Origin of the sequence: Clostridium cuniculi, assembly GCF_004353185.1 — a bacterium.
GTDB classification, from domain to species: domain Bacteria; phylum Bacillota; class Clostridia; order Clostridiales; family Clostridiaceae; genus Clostridium; species Clostridium cuniculi.
In genome coordinates this window covers 15,281-36,621 of the sequence record NZ_SMUS01000014.1, presented here as the reverse complement: position 1 = coordinate 36,621, position 21,341 = coordinate 15,281, and the positions used below count along the sequence as shown (strand labels likewise).

Below are 21,341 nucleotides of genomic sequence, written 5' to 3'. Positions count from 1 at the left end.
CCCCTTTCATAATAATAAAAATAGACAATAAAATAATACTTTTTTATCTTAAATAATCACTTATTCTACCGAATTCATAACCTTGTGATAAATAATAAGGTATTATTGTATCTAATGCTTCAGCTGTAAATTTAGCCTCATCTGACATATGCATAACTAATATAGTTCCATCTGTAATTTTAATCTCATTATTCTCACCTGATACAATTCCATATTTAAGTTTATTAATTAACTCTTCAGCACTTTTTGCCTCATAATCTTTAGTTGTAAAATCTCCTGAAATTACATAACTAAATCCTGAGTCAAATACACTCATTAACCCTTTTTTACTTACTGCTAAAGTTGGTGGTCTAAAATATGTTTGTAATGCTGGTCTTCCATCAACATAAATATCCCCTACTATGCTTTGTAACTTTTTATAAGAAAGTATTACATCTTCTTGTATAGCTTCAGCTTGTTTATCAGTAATTTCTGCAAATACCCCATTTTTATCTGTAGTATTACTTAATAAAATATGGTTATCTGAATGACTTGCTATATCATGTCCAGCTAAAGCAATTGTACGTAACAAACCTGGATTATCATCAATATAATTAGTACGAACAAAAAATGTTGCCTTTACATTATACTTATCTAATATATAAAGTAATTTATTTATAGCTATATCTGAACCCCAGTCATCAAAAGTTAAGAAAATAGTATTATCATCTGTAAATCTACCAACCTTATCTAAAACTTCAATTTCATCTTCTTCAAAACCTGGTAATGATTCAGTATATTTAGCAAAAGGACTACCTATATATCTCTTAGAAATATACCCTATAGGATCTTCTATATTTTCTAAATGTCCTTTTTTAATCTTATCTAGTACCTCTGGTAATATTTCAGAATTAGTAAGTGGATAATTAAATACATAATCACTTGTAACTAACTCACTTAATTTAGCAAAGCTATAACCATTATGCTTTACACCCTGATCTATATATCCAATAGGATCGACCTTTTCCTTCTTTATTAACTCTACTAAATTTCCAATTATAGTATTATCATTATAATAATCCATTCTAAAATAAACTATAAAACCTTTATGTAAGGCTATATTACCTAAATTGAATATATTATTTTTAACCTCTTCAATAGTTCCATCCTTGCCAACTGCTGTAGTTGCTACAGATAAATTTTGACCAATAACTTTACATCCTGTTGCCGATATTGCTTCTAAAGCCTCATCAGAATACTGAACCTCATAAGGATATCTAACTAAAGTAGCATCTTGATTAAAATTATTTTTTATATATCTTTTAATATTTAAAATACTTTTGGCAACTGATAAATAATCATTTCCACTGCCTTCAACTAACATAATTTGAAGTTCATGACCATTATCAACAATTTCTTTTATCTCTTTTTCATTATTCCTTATATCTTTTTCAGTTATAAAGAATGTAGCCTTTATTTTTTGATTATTTAATTTATTTAAAACATCTTGTAAAACAGTAGTATTACTTACTCCATAAAAACTATATCCAACACTAGGTTGTACTGTGTACACCTTTCCCTCTGTTGATGCCTTCTTACCATTGTTACTAACTCTTAGCTCCTCTGCTTTATTTGTATAATATACATCTAAATCTATAGGTTCTAAATATTCAAAGTTATTATCACTGCCTTGTGAACCATTATTTGAAGTTAAATTTTTTGAATTGTTACTATCATAATAACTAATATTATTACTAGTATCACTATCATCAGCTTCACCATATTGTTGTAACTCATCACAAGTAACAATATTATAATTTAGTTCATTTAAAGCTTTTACAATCCATTCAACAACCATAAGAAGTCTTTCTTCTTCATCAAAATCTTCTAAAGGATTTTCTACAATTGTTCCTTGCATATCCTCTGCTGGTTTTTCATCTTTTTTATACTCAGTATCATCTAGCTCTCCAGCTAATTTAACAGTAATCATACTTCCTTTAGGTATCTTACTTATATAAGCTAAAGTTTCCTCATATGACTTAAAACTTCTATAATTTAATATATACTTACTTTTTACTACATCTTCATTTCCACTAACATAAGCTGCTTTTAACACTTTATCCGTATATGAAGTTGAATTACAATATAATAAAATAGATTCATTTTTGTTTGTCCACTTTTGTATAATTTCATTTGTCCTAATAAAAGAATCTACTAATTCTTCCTCAGTATATTCTTCCATCTTATTTTCTGCTAATAATCCATTGCTTCCAACTTTATGATTTCCCTCTATTAACTTTTCAAATATATCCGTATCTTCTGCTGCTAATATTCCAGGAATAAAAAATGTACTTTTCGTATTATATTGCTTTAAAATATTTACTAACTTATCATTTGTTTCTGGTGTAGATAACCCCACAAAATTAAGAGAAATAACATTTTCAGAAGTATTAACATCAGAAAGTATATTTGACTTTTTAGATGTTGTCTTTATTTCACTTAATGCATCTTTTATTGCCTTATCTGAATCATATATAATATAATCTTTTGCATCATTTTCAGTAAAATTACTTTTCTTATTTAAAACAATAATCCCCAGTATAATTACTAAAACAACTACAATGACTATTCCCAACATTTTTAATTTGCTTATACGCATATTTTCCCCCTTAAAATAATAAAATTAAAAATATTTTCTATGGTTTTTATTTTTATAGACTCCAATAAATAAAGCCTTGATTTTCAGCATCTATTTTATTTATCATAGATTTTATGTCTATTAATACTTTGCTTCCATCATTATATAGTTTGTTAAGAAAACTTAATTCTAAATTCTTATAATTATCATGTGCAACTGCTAAAATAATACAATCTAAATCTTTTAATTCTTCCATATTGACTAAATCTATATCATACTCTTTTTTTACTTCATCCTTATTTGCCATATAATCGCTAACTATACACTGCGCTGAGTATTCCTCTAATTCTTCGATTATATCAACTATTTTCGTATTTCTTACATCTGGACAATTTTCCTTAAATGTTATTCCTAATATTCCAATCTTAGCTCCATTTATATTTTTATTAGCCTTAATCATTTGCTTTATAGTCTCATTGGCTATAAATTTCCCCATATCATCATTTACTCTTCTTCCAGCAGATATTATTTGAGCTCTATATCCTAGTTGCTCCCCCTTATATGTTAAATAATATGGATCAACTCCTATACAGTGTCCTCCAACAAGTCCAGGTGAAAACTTCAGGAAATTCCACTTAGTTCCTGCTGCTTCTAAAACTGCTTTAGTATTTATATCCATCTTATTAAATATCATTGCTATTTCATTTACAAAAGCAATATTCACATCTCTTTGAGAATTCTCTATAACTTTTGCAGCTTCAGCAACTTTAATGCTTTCCGCTCTATGAACTCCTGCTTCAATAATCATTTCATATGTACTAGCTATTATATCTAAGCTCTCTTTATCCATTCCTGAAACTATCTTAACTATAGTTTCTAACCTATTAACCTTATCTCCTGGATTTATTCTTTCTGGAGAATATCCAACCTTAAAGTCTTTTCCACATTTTAAACCTGATTCACTTTCTAATATAGGTACACATATTTCTTCTGTTACTCCGGGATATACAGTTGATTCAAATACAACTATAGAATCCTTACTTAAATTTCTTCCAACAATTTTACTTGCTTCAATTACAGGTCTTAAATCTGGAGTTTTATCAATTTTAATTGGTGTTGGTACTGCAACTATAAAAAATTGTGCTTCCTTTAATTCCTTTTCATTAGATGTAAACTTCACTGTGGAATTCTTTATTGCTTCATTACCAACTTCATTAGTCTCATCTATACCACTAATATATTTATTAATCTTTTCTTCATTTATATCAAAGCCAATAACATCTAGTTTCTTTGAAAATGCAATAGCTAAAGGCATACCTACATATCCCAATCCAATTATCGCCATCTTAAAACCATTTTTCATCATGATTCTATCTTCCTTTCCCCAATTTAAAATCTGAAATAAATTCCAAGACATATTTCTTCTTTTTTATACATCTAATCTTATCTTTATACGTATTTTTTTAATAATATTCATTATTATATTATCAATAAAAACATTAATTGTAAAATGAATTCCATTTTTTCTTTTAATTTCATAATTTTATATATAACTTCTAATTTGAAATATATGCTATAATAAACAATTTATAATAAAAATAAACAAGCACTACGTAGCATATTCATCTACGAAGTGCTTGTTTGCTAAAATTTTTTAAACTAAATTAACCACAGTGAATTAATATTTGACATATAATTTATTTTTAAATACATTTTATTTTGAGATTTATTTTATTCTAAAAATTATTCTTCCTTTAATATCTTACCATTAGTTTCTATTACTTCTTTATACCAGTAAAAACTCTTCTTTTTATAACGTTCTAAAGATCCAGTTCCATCATTATTACGGTCCACATATATGAAACCATATCTCTTCTTTAATTCTGCAGTTGAAGCACTTACTAAATCAATACATCCCCAGCTTGTATATCCCATTACCTCAACACCATCATCAATAGCCTTACCTAATTCAACTAAATGATCATTTAAATATTTGATACGGTAATCATCAATAACAGTTTTTATACCATTTACTTCTACTAATTCATCTATAGCACCTAAACCATTTTCAACAATAAATAGTGGCTTTTCATAACGATCATAAAAATAATTACATATATATCTTAATCCCTGAGGATCTATTTGCCATCCCCACTCTGATTCCTTTAAGTAAGGATTTTTAACGCCAGATGTTAAATTACCTCTACCCCTCTCATATTTAGATACATCCTTAGCAGTACATTTACTCATATAATAACTAAATGAAATAAAATCTACTGTATTTTTTAATATTTCTTCATCATCAGGCTCCATTTGTATTTCAACACCTAAATCCCTAAATAACTTCTTCGTATAACGTGGATATTTTCCTCTTACCTGAACATCAGTAAAGAACATAAGATCCCTATCACGTTCCATTGAAGCAATCATATCATCAGGGTTTGGAGTCATCGGATAATTAACAACTCCAAGTACCATACATCCAACCTTTGCTTCCGGCATAATTTCATGTGCAAGTTTTACCGCTAAAGCGCTTGCTACCAATTCATGATGTGCAGCCTGATATACATCTTGTTTAGTTAACTTTGACTTAGGTGTATATATTCCAGCTCCCATTAAGGGAAAATGAATTACTGCATTAATTTCATTAAAAGTAAGCCAATACTTTACCTTATCTTTATATCTTTCAAAAACAACTCTACAGTAATTTTCAAAGAAACCTATAAGCTTCCTACTTCTCCATCCATCATAAGTTTTAGCAAGATGTAAAGGAGTTTCATAATGTGATAATGTTACTAAAGGCTCAATTCCATATTTTAAACATTCATCAATAACACTATCATAAAACTTTAATCCTAATTCATTAGGCTCTTGTTCATCACCCTTTGGAAAAATTCTTGACCATGCTATTGAAAATCTTAATGTCTTAAAACCCATTTCTGCAAAAAGCTTTATATCTTCCTTATACCTATGATAAAAATCTATTCCTATTAACTTTAAATTTTCCTCTATTGGTTCATCTGAAATATCACCTACTACACCATTTGGCATGATATCTTGAATAGATAATCCCTTGCCATCTTCTAAATAAGCACCTTCACACTGGTTTGCTGCAATTGCACCTCCCCATAAGAAGTCATCATTAAACTTTATAGCCATTAAACTTCTCCTTTCTTAGTTAATTACTCTTATTAAAGTATCATTTTTAGTAATATAAGTTTTTTCAGTTCCAAGTACATCTAAATACTCTAAGCTATTTGTAACTATAACAGCAGTATCTAACTCATATCCTTCTTCTTTTATTGAATCTTTATCAAATTCTATTAATAAATCCCCAACATTTATTTTATCACCTTGTTTTATATGCGGTGTAAAATGCTTTCCACCTAATTTTACAGTATCCAATCCAATATGTATTAGTAATTCTAAACCATTCTCAGCCTTTAAACCAATCGCATGATTTGTTTTAAATAGTGATTCCACTGTTCCATTAACTGGTGAATATACTTTGCCTTCTGATGGTATAACAGCCATACCTTTACCCATAAGCTCTTGTGCAAACACATCATCATTAACTTGTGATAATGGAATAGCTTCACCTTCTACTGGAGATGTTATAGATATCTCACCTACTATTGATGTTTTAACACTATTTTTTTGAGAATCATTAGTAACTTCTTCTACTGTATCTTCATCTTTAATATCATCAAAACCTAATATTAATGTAACAATAGCAGTAACAACTATAGAGATAACAATTGTAATACAAGCATTTATAACATTTGACATATCATCACTTATATAAACTGGAATTGCAGCAAGTCCAGCAGTTGCAGAAGCATAAGTTCTTATTCCAGTAATACCAGCATAAAGCCCAGCAACTCCTCCACCTATCATTGAAGCATAAAGTGGTTTTTTAAGCTTAAAGTTAACACCATATAAAGCAGGTTCAGTAATACCCATAAATGCAGTAGCACTACTTGATAAAGCTAATTGTTTTAAGTCTTTATTTTTACTCTTTAATCCAACTATTAAACTTGAAGTAGCTTGAGCTATATTAGATGAAAGCATACCAGGCCCCAAAATTGTTCCATATCCTAAAGTAGAATATTGTATTTGTTGAATTGGAGCAAAACAATAATGCATACCTGTCATTATAAAGAATGGACATAAAGTACCCATTATTACAGGAATAAGCCATCCTGCTTTATCATTAATAAAGTTCATACCAATAGCAAGAATTTCACCAACATAGTTTCCTAAAGGTCCTAAAGCACTAAAAGCAATTAATGAAGTTATAACTAAAGTTATTAAAGGAACTAAAAATACCTTAACAGCATTTGGAGATATCTTTTTAGCAAATCTTTCAATATAAGATTGCGCAAATACTATTAAAAGTATAGGAACAACACTTGATCCATAAGAAATCATTCTTATCGGTATACCAAAGAATGCTACTGGATCACCAGTATTTAATGCCGAAAAGCTTGGATGTAATAAAGATGCACCAAGTACTGCAGCTAAATAAGGACTACATTTAAATCTCTTTGCAGCAGAATAAGCTAATATAACTGGTAAGAAATAGAATACTGTGTCACTTAAAAAGCTTAAATAAGTATAAGTTTGTGAATCAACACTTACTATTCCAAAAAGCTTTAATATTGCTAATAATGCCTTTATCATCCCTGATCCTGCAAGAGCTGGAATAATAGGAGTGAATATTGCAGTAATAGTCCCTAAAACTTTATTTATAACTCCTGTCTCTTTATCTTCTACATCAGAAGATGAATTTTCACCAAAGTTACCTAACTTATGTATTTCATCACATACTTTACTTACATTAGTACCTATTATTATTTGGAATTGCCCATTTTTATTTACAACACCTTGAACTCCCTTAAGTTTCTTTATTTCATCAACCTGAGCTTTATTTACATCATTTAAGTTAAATCTTAAACGAGTCATACAATTTGTAACACTTGCTACATTTTTTTCACCGCCAACTAATTTTAATATAGTGACTGCCATTTGTTTAAAATCCATTAAAATCTCTCCTTATATAAAAAATTTGTATAAAAAAAGACCTAGAGTAATTATTAACTAATTTATATATAATTTTTAACTTCAATTATATATAAACTAATTAATAACTCTCTAGGTCTTGCCTGCACCACCAGTAACAATCCTATTAAACCAAGTTTCCTTAAGTTTTAGTTTGTTGTAATTCTTTTAATATGTACTGTTAAATAAACTAATTCATCTGAAGATAAACTCTTATTATATTTATCTTTAATTAAACTAGCAATTTTTAAAGCACACTCATATGATTCTGGATATCTAAGCTTTACAACCTCTTCAAAATCTTTATCTCCAACCTCATTAATATTGTCATTTAATATTCTATAGGCAAAGAATTTTAAATGTGTTAAAAATCTACTATAATATAAGGACTCTTCATTTAAATCAGTTTTAAAGTGATATCTTATTAAATTTAAAATATTTTGAATAACTTCTGTAACTTGTATAGTATCCCTTACTGCCCCACTACCTAATTCTGCATTTACAATATGCATAGCTATAGATGCCGCTTCATCTTCAGGTAAGTTTATATTAAATTCTTCATTTAATAAGTCCACTGCATGTAGACCAATATTAAACTCCTTAGAATAAAATCTTTTTATTTCCCATAACAATGCATTACCAAATGGTAGTCCATTTTCTTGCCTTGCTATTGAGAAACTAATATGATCTGTTAATGTCAAATAGATATTTTCACTTAACTCTTCATCTAATGCCTCTTTTGCATATTTTATTATATTATCCGTAACTCTCATATACTCCATAGGTATTTGAGTTAATAATGAAAAAAGTTTCCCAGATACTGATTTAGACTTTAAGAAAAATTCCTTCTCTATTTTGCCTTTTTCAATTTCATCTCCTTTTTTCTTTTGAAAACCAATTCCTGATCCTAAAAGAATTCTCTCTTGATTTCTTTCATTAACTGCACAAACTACATTATTATTTATTATGCGTGTAATCCTCATACACACCTCTCCCTAAAACATTATTAAATTAAAGATTGTAATTTTTAATTGAACGAAAAAAAACCTAATGTATATATAGATAGATTATAAAAAATATATCTACATATACATTAGGTCTTGCCTGCGTTCCAGTAACAATCCTACTTAATCAACATTATTTATTTGTCTAAATAATATCACGTATAGAAAACGGTGTCAATAATTTATTTTTACTAAAAGATACCTCAGTGCAAAAAAAGTAAAGTTTTTTTACTTATATTTATACAATTTTCGACTTATTTCTTATCAATCTATTTATATTTAAAAATATATCTAATATTTTATAACTGAATTCAATATAAAATTGATAAATTACTATTTTTTTAAATAAGTATAGTTAACCTATATGATTATTTGTTATTATATATATTATTTAAAATTATGTAGTTATAGATATCACTAACAAACTATTAATTAAATTTAATTAGTAATCAAGATTCTTCTATTGTAATTCTCTATAGTTCAAAACATTATCTATATTAACAGAATATTTTTATTTAAACTTATGATAAAACTTAAAGTAAAATATAATAATTGATTTTAAAAATAATGATTGTTTTAAAGAGTAATGAAAATAAAGCAAATTTACTTACTTTGGAGGAAAAATGCATATAAAAAAGAAAAGCCGTTTTAATATTAATATTTATTATATAGTTATATTTAGTATTTTAATTTCTTTATGTATTTTATATTGTAGTATATATGTAAAAAAACAATTTAAAAATTATATTTTAGAATCTATTGAGAATATATCTACAGTTTCAAGTACAAATATAAATAATCAAATAAAAAATACATTTACTATTTTAACTAATATAGCTAATAACCTTACATTTGAAGAATTACAAAACCCTGAAGAAACAGTAAAAAAATTTTATTCCATAGTTGAAAATAATCAGTTTAAAAAGATGGCTATTTCAACTCTAGATGGTACTTCATATGTTCATACAGGAGAAGTTATAAATGTTGCTGATAGAGATTACTTTCAAAAATCATTAAATAAGCAAAACTTTGTAAGCAGTATTGTATCTTCCAAAATTGATTCAAAAAAAGCTAATGTTTATAGTGTTCCTATATTAAAAAATAATGAAGTTGTTGGAGTATTGTGGGCTTCTTCATTAACTGAAGTTTTTTATAAAAATATTAATATAAATACTACTTTACATATAGGTGACACTTTTATAATGAATCAGAATGGTAATTTAATAGTAAGTAGTCTAGATTTGGATAATAAATTTTTTGATAATAATAATTTAAATTTCTTTAATCAACCTTATTTAAATACTAAAGAAAATGCTAATGAATTACAAAAACTTAAAAATGATTTATATAATTTACATAATAGTTATAGTGAATTTAAAGTTAATGGTTCTAGTATTTATGTATATTATGCTAAATTAAGCTATAATGATTGGTGGACTGTAACTACAATATCTGAAAAGGTAATTAAAAATTCTTATAAGTATATAACAAACACTATAACTTTAATTACTACAATCTCTATTACTTTATTAATAATCCTATTTAGTATAATAATTAATAAAGAAAGAAAAATATCTAAAAATTTAAAGGACTTAACTTATAAAGATAATATTACAAATGGAAGAAATGATCTCTTTCTTAAAGATAATTTAAATAGGATTATCGATATCCAGAAAGGAAATTTTGCTTTTATAAGTCTAGAAATTGTTAACACAAAAACTTTAGTTAATACTTTTGGTCTTAAAAATACTGAATTCATATTAAAAGATATATATACTTATTTAAATAGTATATTAGACAATGATGAAATTGTTGTACATAGTTATTTTGGTGAATATAAATTAGTTTTAAAATACAATGATATTACTAAATTAACAGAAAGATTAAAAACTATAAATTTCTCAAAAATACATGACAATATAGATTATATACTTGGTATTTATTTAATTACTGAAAATGGTGATAGTTTTGAAGATATATGTTCATATATTAGTATTGCAAAAAAAGCTTTAGATAGTACTAACAATTATATGATATATAATAAAGAATTACATAAAAAAGAAATAGATGAATTAAAGTTAAAAGCTGATATTAAAAATGGAATTAATAATAAAGAATTCAAAGCATGGTTTCAACCTAAATACGGAAAAGATGGAAAAACAATTATTGGCGCTGAAGCTTTGTGTAGATGGTACAAGTATGGAAGTATAATATCTCCTTATATTTTTATCAATATTTGCGAAGAAATTGGATTAATAAAAAATTTAGATGAAATTATATTTGAAGATGTTTGTAAAAACTTAAGAGAATGGCTTGATAAAAATAAAAAGGTTGTTCCTATTTCTATTAATTTATCTAGAAATTATTTAGACAAATCAGACCTTATTTTAGTATTAGATAACTATATAAATAAGTATAAAATTCCTAGAAATTTAATTCAATTTGAAATAACGGAAAGTACACTAGTAAAAAATGAAGAAAAATTTAAAAATATTATTTCTATACTACATAATAAAGGATTTAAAATTTTACTAGATGACTTTGGTATGGGATATTCTTCTATAAAAAGCCTATCTGATAATAAATTGGATATTTTGAAAATAGACAAAAGCTTTATAGATGGAATAGGTAATGAAAATATGGAATCTATAATAATATATACGATAAATTTAGCTAACAGCCTTGGTATGGACGTAATCGCTGAGGGTATAGAAACAAAAGAGCAATATGAATTTTTACTAAAACATAACTGTAATATGTTTCAAGGATATTACTTTAATAAACCTTTAAGTTCTGATGATTTTTCAAAACTTATTTAAAGAATATAGAGAAAAAATACGGAGTGTGGGCAAAGTTCCTACTCCGTATTTTATTTAATATTGCAACATAAATTAATCTATTAAAAATTATAATCTAATATCTATAAAAATAAACACTAAAAATTAATGATTATTTGTATAATAATTAGGATATTTTTACATTTAAATTTATGTTAATATTATAGTAAACATTTACATAAAATCTTTTTATTGCTTTATCTGAACTTTGATTATTCAAATAGCAAAAATGTATTATAAAAAATTTATAATAATAATTTTAAGGGGGACTAAATTTGACTATTAAAAATTTTTCAAAATCAAGTTCACTATCACTTCTTATTGTATTTCTTTTAACTACTATTTTTACTGTATTTTCACCAATTCTCAAAACAGAAGCATTAACCCTAGATACTGATAAAGAATATATAATCTATTCAAAATTATGTAATTGGAAATGCCTACAACCCACTGATTTAAGTAGCGAAAATGGTACACAAATAAACCTATGGGATTATTGGGGGCAATCTGCTCAAAGATGGAAGTTTTCAGATGCTGGTGATGGATATTACTATATTATTAATGCTGAAAGTAATAAAGTAATGGATATTCAAGACTATTCCGTTGATAATGGAGCAAATGCAATATTATGGGACAATAAATATAGCTACAATCAACAATTTAAACTTATAGCTGCAGAGGATGGATATTTTAAAATACAAAATAGAAACAGTAATTTAGTACTAGATCTCTTAAATTACGAATCTGAAAATGGAACAAATATTATACAATATGAAGATAAAAACACAGATAATCAAATGTGGTATATTGAACCTGTTACTTCTTCATCTAACAGTAGTTCAATGAGAAGTTCTCAAGAAATTGTTAATGATATGGGAGTTGGTTGGAATTTAGGTAATTCCTTGGATTGTATAGCTTCTTGGATTGATAATGGAACTCCATCACAATATGAAACTGCTTGGGGAAATCCAGTAACTACTAAAGCAACGATAGATACTGTTAAAGCCGCTGGATTTAATACTGTAAGAATACCAGTTTCTTGGGGAGAACATATGGGATCATCCCCTGATTATACAGTAGATAGTGATTGGCTGAACAGAGTTGAAGAAGTTGTTAATTATGTATTAGATAATGATATGTATGCAATTATAAATGTTCATCATGATGGCGAATGGTGTATTCCAACTTATGACAATGATGTATCAGCATCTGATAAATTACAAAAGTTATGGATACAAATAGCTAATAAATTTAAAGATTATGATGATCATTTAATTTTTGAAGCATTAAACGAGCCTAGATTAGAAGGTACAGAATATGAATGGACAGGTGGTACATCTGAATCTAGGGATATGGTTAATAAATTAAATAAGGTTGCCTTAAATGCAATTAGATCAACAGGTGGAAATAATATTAACAGATCAGTTATGATACCTACTTATGCAGCATCAGGAATGTCACTTACAATTAATGCCTTAGAAATACCTGATGATGATAATATAATCGTATCTTTACATGCATATACTCCATATACATTTGCTATGGATGTTAGTGGCACTGATTATTGGGGATCTTCTTCCGATATACAAGCATTAAATGATGAATTCGATAGCTATTACAATACTTTTGTTGCAAAAGGTATTCCTGTAGTAATTGGAGAGTTTGGGTCAATTAATAAAAATAATACTACTTCACGATCAAATTTAGCCTATTCAATTGTATCAGCAGCTAAAAAAAGAGGTATGTCATGCATTTGGTGGGATAATAATTCAACAACAGCATGGCAAGGAGAAACATTTGGATTACTTAATAGAAGCACTTTAACATGGGAGTTCCCTGAAATAGTTGGCGCTTTAATCAATGGTTATAATGATACTATAGAATAAAGCTATACCTCAGTATAAAGGAAATTAATTCCTTTATACTGAGGTATGTTTTTTTATTATTTTTATTTTAATTCATCTTTAAAATAACCTAAAGTAAATAATGCAGATCTAACTTCCTCATCAGTTGCATCTTGATTATTGTATATATTACTTGCATAGTCTATACCATATAAAAAGTTTTGCCATCTCACTTCTTGATAACCTTTATTTTCCATAGCTCTAGCTTCTTCTAATTTCTTTTCAAGCTCTACTTTGTTTTCTCTAACAACTAAATTTTTAGATGATTCATTTATTTTAGCTATTATTTCATCAATCTCTTCTTGAGTTGAATTTTCATTAACTAAAATTTCTTTAGCTTCTTCTATTAATGCATTATGTGCTGTAATAGCATCTTTATAATAATGTAATTCATTTAAATTACTATTATTAGCTATAACTTCTTCAAGATTTGAAAAATCTACTTTTTCAACTAATCCTTCTATTGCTTCTTCTATAACTTTTATAGCTTCATCTATTACAGATTGATCTTTAGAAGTTAATGCTAACTCACCTGCATTCATTGCTTCTTTTAATTGATTTGCTGTTTCTTCTGTGTAAAGAGTTAGGTCCATAGCTTTTGCTTTTTCTAAAACTGCTTCTAATTCTGTTGTATCATAATCTGATATCTTAACTAATCTAGCATTTGCCCAGTTTGCTTGGTCTTGTCTATTTCCATTACCTGAATCTGTTACTACTAACTTTAATTCTTTTGCACCTTTAACATCTACTTTAATATACTCTTGATTTGTTGTAATTCCAAATACTCCTGATTCATATTTTAATTCTCCATCAACATATACCTCAAATGTAGCAGAAGCATATTTTTCAACTAATACTGCTCTATCCATACCAATATATGATTCGAAGTAATCATAATCTTTTCCTTCTAAGTTATATACATATTCAGAGTGTGCATTTACACCTAAACCTTCACTATAGTCAATAATTTCTCCATCTCTTAATAAACCTATAACTCCACCAGTTATACTCTTATTCTTTCTAACTGTTCCCCAACCTGTTGTTCCTGTAACTGGAGTTAAGTCGCTTATTGAAGTGCTTTTACTTACTACATTAACTTTTGATGTAGTTGTATATTCTCTTCCTAAAGCATCTTTTACAGAATAAACTACTTCGTATTCTCCTACCTTAGAAGTATCTACATCAGATTTAACTTCTACAGAATCTATTATAGAATCTCCTTTTATATTCTTTGCAATAACAAACTCTTTTTCATTAAACCCTTCTCCTAATTCTACAGTTATTATTGGGTTTGATGAAATATTAAGTTGAAGAGTATCTGCTTCTACTTCATCTAATGTATTTAGCTTTATATCATATGGCGTTACTGTATATACTGCATCATCATCTAAGTTAGAGCTTGTATCAACAAAGCTGTCTTTAGAAGTAAATCCTATATATTTTCCATCCTTACGTATTTCATACCCTAATAAGTTACCTTTATCTTCTTCATTTATTGAAAATACAAGTTTTACATTTCCATTTGAATTAGTTGTCTTTACATCAACTTGAGCATTGTCTGTAAATCCATTTCCTTCATAATTCATAGCTAAATCATTTAAGTAGTAAATCTTCTTATCTGGTTTTTCATATTTAGAAGATATTTCTGCTGCAACTTCCTCACTTACTCTTATACCGTGTCTTGCAAAGAACTCTGTTAAATCTAATTGCATTGCATCAGATGCTGCAACAACCCAAGATTTATAAATATCTTCTCTTGTTTTATTTCCATAATCATTAGCTCTAAATTGTTGTTCAAACTTACCATAGAATGTATTGTCATATAAGTATAATTGCCATAATGGTGCTAATTGTGCTAAATGTGTTGAATCAGCTGTATTATATAATTCATTATTAGAATAATCATCTAATCCAACTTTTGGATAAGTATTATTTTCCCATATATTTTGATCTGTTATTCTTGTTTGAGTTCTAGTTAGTGATTCAAAATATAATGGCATAATATTATTAGTAACTTCTACTATTGTTCTTCCAGATGTATCAAAATTATGACCAAGTTCATGCATTGTTCCCCAACCCATGTCTGCTCCAACTATACAGTTTTGATTACCTGGTCTTATTCCTATCACACCATTAGCTGCATTCATAAATGCACCACCAGTAAGGTTTTTAACCATTGGCATTATTCTAAAGTTATAGTCTGAGTTTAATTCACTTGAATTATCATATCCCCAGAAGTCCATTGCATTTTCAACAATTTCATCCCAAGTTTCAGCTGTATATTTAGGAGTTTTATTATTGTTCTTATACCATTCTAAAGCATATGTTGCTTGTGTTAATGATAAAGATTTATTTGAGCTAACAGCAAAAATATCTGGTGTAGTTTCAGGATATTTTTCTATTTTTTCAACATAAGCTTCTAATTCTTTTATTACTTCATCCTCATCACTTTCACCAAGTATAAATACAGGATATTTTTCAGCTCCTTCTATTCTTACCTTTGGTGCTCTTGTTTGCTCATCACTATTATAATTCGTAAAGAATAATTCTCCACCTTGAATTGTTCCATCTAAAATTCCATTTGATGCCTCATCAAGTTCTGGTATAATTATTTCATTTTTTCCATTGTGTAATTCGAATGTTTTTGCGCCACCATGTTGTGTCATTGCTTGCTTATATAATAGTGTTGGAGTTGGTTCTCCTTCTTCTACGTCAACATATACAGTTATCTTATCTCCAGCTAGAGCTGATAAACCTGTTACTTGCCAGTCTTGGAATCTCCACATTTTTCTCGCAACAGATTCTTCTATTGAGTTCCCTCTCATTTCTAACTCAATTACATCTGCTTGCCTTGGATTATCCACTATTTCTTTAGCTAAATCTATTGTTGATTTAAACTCTTCTTCATATAATGGATGCTTCTTTGCAACTTCCTCTAACTCATTTATTTTATCTATACTGTTAAACTTATCACTTACAACACTCATTGTGCCATCTGTAAATAATTCATTTACTGAATTCCATACTTCATCTGACTTATAGAACATTATTTCACTTAAGCTTGCCCAATTTTGAGTTGAATTTTTAAATACAAATTTAACTCTCTTAAATTCTGTTTCATTAAATTTAGCTTCTATAAATCCACTTGTAGCATCATATGTTCCTGTTGCAACTAATTGATAAGTATCTCCTTGACTTGTTCTTGATGCATATATTTCTACTTCTTCTGCAAATCCCTTTAAATCACTTTGTCTTGGAGCATACACTATTCTGTTAAGCTTAACTGATTCATTAAATGTAACTTCAACTTCATTATTAAATGTATCAGTATTTCCCTTTGATGTTTCCCAATAGCTACTTAAATCTCCATCTATAGCATTTTCAATTACTTGATTCCAGTAATGTCCACCATTATTACTTATTGATTTTATATTGTCATAAGACATTCTATATAAGTTGTTATATTCTTCATTTTCAACGTAAGTAGCTTTTCTCATAGTTGCTTTAGTAGCTTCTATTTGTTTGTTTTCAACTACAACTTTAGCATCATTAATGATTTCTTTAAATTCTTTCTCATATAATGGATGTTTCTTTGCAGCTTCTTCCAACTCATTTAATTTTTCTATACTATTAAACTTATCACTTACAACAGTCTTTGTATTGTCTGTAAATAATTCATCTACTGAATTCCATACTTCATCTGACTCATAGAACATTATTTCACTTAAGCTTGCCCAATTTTGAGTTGAATTTTTAAATACAAATTTAACTCTCTTAAACTCTGTTTCATCGAATTTAGCTTCTATAAATCCACTTGTAGCATCATATGTTCCTGTTGCAACTAACTGATAAGTATCTCCTTGACTTGTTCTTGATGCATATATTTCTACTTCTTGTGCAAATCCCTTTAAATCACTTTGTCTTGGAGCATACACTATTCTGTTAAGCTTAACTGATTCATTAAATGTAACTTCAACTTCATTCTTAAATGTATCAGTATTTCCCTTTGATGTTTCCCAATAACTACTTAAATCTCCATCTATAGCATTTTCAATTACTTGACTCCAGTAATGTCCGCCATTATTACTTATTGATTTTATATTGTCATAAGACATTCTATATAAGTTGTTATATTCTTCATTTTCAACGTAAGTAGCTTTTCTCATAGTTGCTTCTGTAGCTTCAATTTGCTTATTTTCAACTATAGCCTTAGCATCTTCTATAGATTGCTTAAATTCCTTATATAATGGATGTTCCTTAACACTTTCTTCAAGTTCATTTAAAGCTTCTATGCTATTAAATTCTTCACTTACCTTAGTTAAAGTATCATCTGCAAATAAACCTTTTAATTTATCTTGTGCTGCGTCTTCTTTATAGAACATCATTTCTGATGCTGTTGCTGTTCCTTTATTTTTAAATACAAACTTTATTCTCTTAAAGTTTGTTGGATTAAACTTAATTTCTACTACATCTGCTGTTTTACTTGCTGTAGCACTTGTTACTAATTGGAATGTATCTCCTTTAGTTGTGCTTGATGCCCATATCTCAAAATCTTCTGCAAATCCTACTGTATTCCAAGCTGATCTATAGGCTATTCTGTTTAAAACAGTATCTTCTTTTAAGGTAAATATTAATTCATTTGTAAAGGAATCAGATGTATGTTTTCCTGTTTCCCAGTATGTATCTAAATTTCCATCTATTATATTTGCAGTTCCAACACTGTCTCTTAAGTTTCCACCAGTACTTGTTATACTTTCTATATTAGAACTGTCCATTTTAAAGACTTTATCATAAGCATCTTTATATTCTGAGTAGTATGTATCAAATTTTGAAATTGTTGCTTCACTTTCTTCTATAGTGTCTTGTTGTAATAAACTCTTTGCATTTTCAAAGTCTTCTTTATACTCTTCATATAATGGATGTGACTTTGCCTCTTCTTCTAATTTATTAATTTCTTCTATTGTATTAAACTCTTCTGATACTACAGATAATGTACTATCTGTAAATATTGAATTCATTTTATCTAAAACTGAATCTTCCTTATAAAACATCATTTCTGATGCTGTTGCTGTTCCTTTATTTTTAAATACAAACTTCATTCTCTTAAAGCTTGTTGGATTAAACTTAATTTCAATAACATCTGCCGTCTTGCTTGCTGTAGCACTTGCAACTAAATTGAAATCATCCCCTTCTGCTGTATCAGATGCCCATATTTCAAAGTCTTCTGCAAATCCTACTGTGTTCCAAGCTGATCTGTAAGCTATTCTATTTAAAATAGTCTCTTCTTTTAAGGTAAATATTAATTCATTTGTAAATGAATCAGATGTATGTTTTTTTGTTTCCCAGTAAGTATCTAAATTTCCATCTATTATATTCTCAGTTCCAACATTTTCTCTTAAACTTCCACCAGTACTAGTTATACTTTCTATATTGGAATTATCCATTTTAAATTCCTTATCATAAGCATCTTTATACTGTGAGTAATAAGGTGTAAATTTTGATACTTCTGCCTTATTAGTTTCTTGTGTTTCTTGAGAATCTTCTATTACTTTATTAATATTAGTAGTTTCCGCAAAAACACTTAAATTTGGTCCTATAGTGTTAATAGTTAATGCTAAAACAAGTATAGCTGAAATCTTTTTCTTATTCATTGTTATCCCCCTATATATTGTCATTCTGTTAAGTTATATGAACATTGCTCTTCTCAACTCTAGAAAATACTATAGGTTTATAAGACTTAATAATACTCCTTAGAAAAGAAGAGAAGAACAATAAACAAGACTAATATAATTTTCAAAAAAACTAATAGTTATCTTAAACATCAAGCTATTTTTCATCTCAATTTAACAAGTTAGTATCTTTATTTATTCTAAATAATATAATAATTTATTTTCATCTGTCAATATAGTATAAAATCCATTTTTTCTCATGGTTAGAAGCCTTTCAGAATCCTAAGCCAAATCTGCTTTATTCTAAAGACAAAAAAGCCTCCTTATTATTAAGGTAGCTCGCTAAAAAAGCCATCTAATAAAAGATAGCTCCATAAATTAGATATACTCTTTGAAACAAATACTTTTACTTTCAAACAATATATCCAACTTATTACCCAAAATATTTGGGGCAACTGGCTGACTTAGTTATTATAACTTTAGTCCCTATAGCTTTGCGTCCTTAAATTTCCTTAAGTTTGCCTATTAACTTTTTTAAACATTTTATCATAAGATTAACTCATATGCAACTTTCTATTATTTGATATTTATTATTTGTTATTCTCATATATTTTCATAAAAAATTTACTTCTTCATAAAACATCCTTTAAAAATCACTTACCCTAGAATATCTACCATTCCATTTTAATGCACAAGTTCCTCTATTCTCATGTCTATTTTTAATTATAACTGCATTCATACATTCTGGATTTTCCTCTGCATTTTTAGCTTTATTAATATTCTTATCATTAAAAACATTGTTAATAAGCTGACCATTAATATTCATCGTTATTACCTCCATTTAAATTATTTTTCCTTACTCCCATGAAAGTGAAAAATCATATTCATGTAACATTCTATCTATAGTTGTTTCATATATAGAACACATCTCTAAATTAGGTTGAATTACTATAAGTCTTAATATTTTACAATCTATTCTACTTAAATACTTATCTATAGCTCCTACTCCTAAAAGCTTTATTTCATTATTATCATGTAGATTTATAACATTATTTTTGTTTGGTACTATTGTAATTACCTCCATAACCTCTTTACCAAGTAAAATTACATCACAATTTTTTGATATATAGTCATCCTTATAAGGTACTTCAACAACTTCATTAAATAAAATTTTCACTTTATTATCACTTTCTATTTCTTCTATCCTTTCTAAAATCACCCTAAAAGATATAAACGTTAACATCTCTACGTAATCTGAAATCTCTTCTAATCCTAACTTAATTAATTCATTTTTAAATTCTTCTCTTTCAATAAAACCATAATTTCTTTTTAATTTTAGTATAGTTAGCTTCTTGATATCTTCCTCATTTAACCCAATTTCTATATTTTTATTACTCATAAAATCCCTCATTTCCCTTTAAAATTTAATCAATCTCTTAATAAACTCATTTTATGTTAATATTTTACATATTAATTATTACAAAACTTTTTAACTTTTTTTACAAAATTCTTAAGTTATATATATTTTTATTTTTTTGTAACTTTATACAAATTTTTATATAACTTAAAGGTAGTAATAAGATTTGCTCTTCACACCTCTTATTACTACCTATTTTTATAAAGTTAGCTCAAATTATTAAACAGTAAACTTAGTAACTTGTCTTTCTATTACTTGAGCTGAATACTTAGAAACTAGCATTCCTTTACTATTTTCAAAGATATTATTTTCAATTATGCTGTCCATTAAAACTTGCACCTCATCATTTGTTATTCCAGCTTTAACATCTGAAATAGATATATTAGATTTTTCTCCTGTTTCAGTTAAAAATGTCATTGTTAATGTATATTCCATAATTCACACACCCCTCTTTTATTATTCTTGGATTTGAGATAATTCAGTTACGTAGAAATTTCTAGTATTTGCACTAAGTAAATCTGCTACTATTTCAGCTACTTCTTGAACCTTACTAAGATCTGCATTTGCTACTAAATTACCTATTTTCTTTTTTGTAAAGGTTGGATTCCCATCCTTGTCAATTGCTGATTGTACTTCAATTGATAATACTGTGCTTTCTAAAGCTTTGTTTGCCATAATAAATTCCCCCATTCATTTTTTATTGTAAGTTTTTTTATTTATTTGCCTTACAATTAATACATATCCGTGAAAATTACTTTTTTACAAAAATACTAAAAAAATTTTTAAATTTGTTGTATAAAAATTCCATATATGGTCAAGCTATAAATATAGA

The 21,341-nt window shown here is 27.3% G+C and carries 12 protein-coding genes and 1 riboswitch; of the genes, 2 read left to right on the top strand and 10 right to left on the bottom strand.

Annotated features, from left to right (window positions below):
- Window positions 1–43 precede the first annotated feature (43 nt).
- The 5 genes from EJJ37_RS08950 to licT all read right to left on the bottom strand — a co-directional run bounded on the left by EJJ37_RS08950 (window position 44) and on the right by licT (window position 8,661).
- Window positions 44–2,638 (bottom strand): polysaccharide deacetylase family protein, encoded by a 2,595-nt coding sequence (locus EJJ37_RS08950; RefSeq protein ID WP_133015239.1) that lies wholly within the window; start codon window positions 2,636–2,638, stop codon window positions 44–46.
- 52 nt (window positions 2,639–2,690) lie between these two features.
- Window positions 2,691–3,983, bottom strand: a complete 1,293-nt coding sequence (locus EJJ37_RS08945; RefSeq protein WP_133015238.1) for a nucleotide sugar dehydrogenase — start codon at window positions 3,981–3,983, stop codon at window positions 2,691–2,693.
- Window positions 3,984–4,360: 377 nt separating this feature from the next.
- Window positions 4,361–5,776: a glycoside hydrolase family 1 protein gene (locus EJJ37_RS08940; protein WP_133015237.1), complete on the bottom strand. Its 1,416-nt coding sequence runs from the start codon at window positions 5,774–5,776 to the stop codon at window positions 4,361–4,363.
- Between the two features lie 15 nt (window positions 5,777–5,791).
- Entirely contained in the window at window positions 5,792–7,660 is a 1,869-nt protein-coding gene (locus EJJ37_RS08935) for a beta-glucoside-specific PTS transporter subunit IIABC (protein WP_133015236.1), read from the bottom strand.
- A gap of 167 nt (window positions 7,661–7,827) precedes the next feature.
- Window positions 7,828–8,661: a BglG family transcription antiterminator LicT gene (gene licT / locus EJJ37_RS08930; RefSeq protein WP_133015235.1), complete on the bottom strand. Its 834-nt coding sequence runs from the start codon at window positions 8,659–8,661 to the stop codon at window positions 7,828–7,830.
- A 644-nt stretch (window positions 8,662–9,305) separates the two neighbouring features.
- Here licT and EJJ37_RS08925 point away from each other — a divergent pair.
- Both EJJ37_RS08925 and EJJ37_RS08920 read left to right on the top strand, forming a co-directional pair.
- A complete protein-coding gene (locus EJJ37_RS08925; protein ID WP_133015234.1) occupies window positions 9,306–11,501 on the top strand; it encodes an EAL domain-containing protein in 2,196 nt (731 codons plus the stop codon).
- Window positions 11,502–11,794: 293 nt separating this feature from the next.
- Complete coding sequence (locus EJJ37_RS08920; RefSeq protein WP_133015233.1) at window positions 11,795–13,405, top strand: cellulase family glycosylhydrolase; 1,611 nt, start codon at window positions 11,795–11,797, stop codon at window positions 13,403–13,405.
- A 62-nt stretch (window positions 13,406–13,467) separates the two neighbouring features.
- Here EJJ37_RS08920 and EJJ37_RS08915 read toward each other — a convergent pair whose 3' ends face one another.
- The 5 genes from EJJ37_RS08915 to EJJ37_RS08895 form a co-directional block, all read right to left on the bottom strand.
- Entirely contained in the window at window positions 13,468–19,074 is a 5,607-nt protein-coding gene (locus EJJ37_RS08915; protein WP_166484718.1) for a discoidin domain-containing protein, read from the bottom strand.
- 465 nt (window positions 19,075–19,539) lie between these two features.
- Window positions 19,540–19,625: riboswitch (cyclic di-GMP riboswitch) on the bottom strand.
- A gap of 113 nt (window positions 19,626–19,738) precedes the next feature.
- Window positions 19,739–19,918: a hypothetical protein gene (locus EJJ37_RS08910; protein ID WP_133015231.1), complete on the bottom strand. Its 180-nt coding sequence runs from the start codon at window positions 19,916–19,918 to the stop codon at window positions 19,739–19,741.
- 30 nt (window positions 19,919–19,948) lie between these two features.
- Complete coding sequence (locus EJJ37_RS08905) at window positions 19,949–20,491, bottom strand: DUF2800 domain-containing protein (RefSeq protein ID WP_166484717.1); 543 nt, start codon at window positions 20,489–20,491, stop codon at window positions 19,949–19,951.
- A gap of 237 nt (window positions 20,492–20,728) precedes the next feature.
- Window positions 20,729–20,944 (bottom strand): DUF2922 domain-containing protein, encoded by a 216-nt coding sequence (locus EJJ37_RS08900; protein WP_133015229.1) that lies wholly within the window; start codon window positions 20,942–20,944, stop codon window positions 20,729–20,731.
- A 21-nt stretch (window positions 20,945–20,965) separates the two neighbouring features.
- Entirely contained in the window at window positions 20,966–21,184 is a 219-nt protein-coding gene (locus EJJ37_RS08895; RefSeq protein WP_166484716.1) for a DUF1659 domain-containing protein, read from the bottom strand.
- Window positions 21,185–21,341 lie beyond the last annotated feature (157 nt).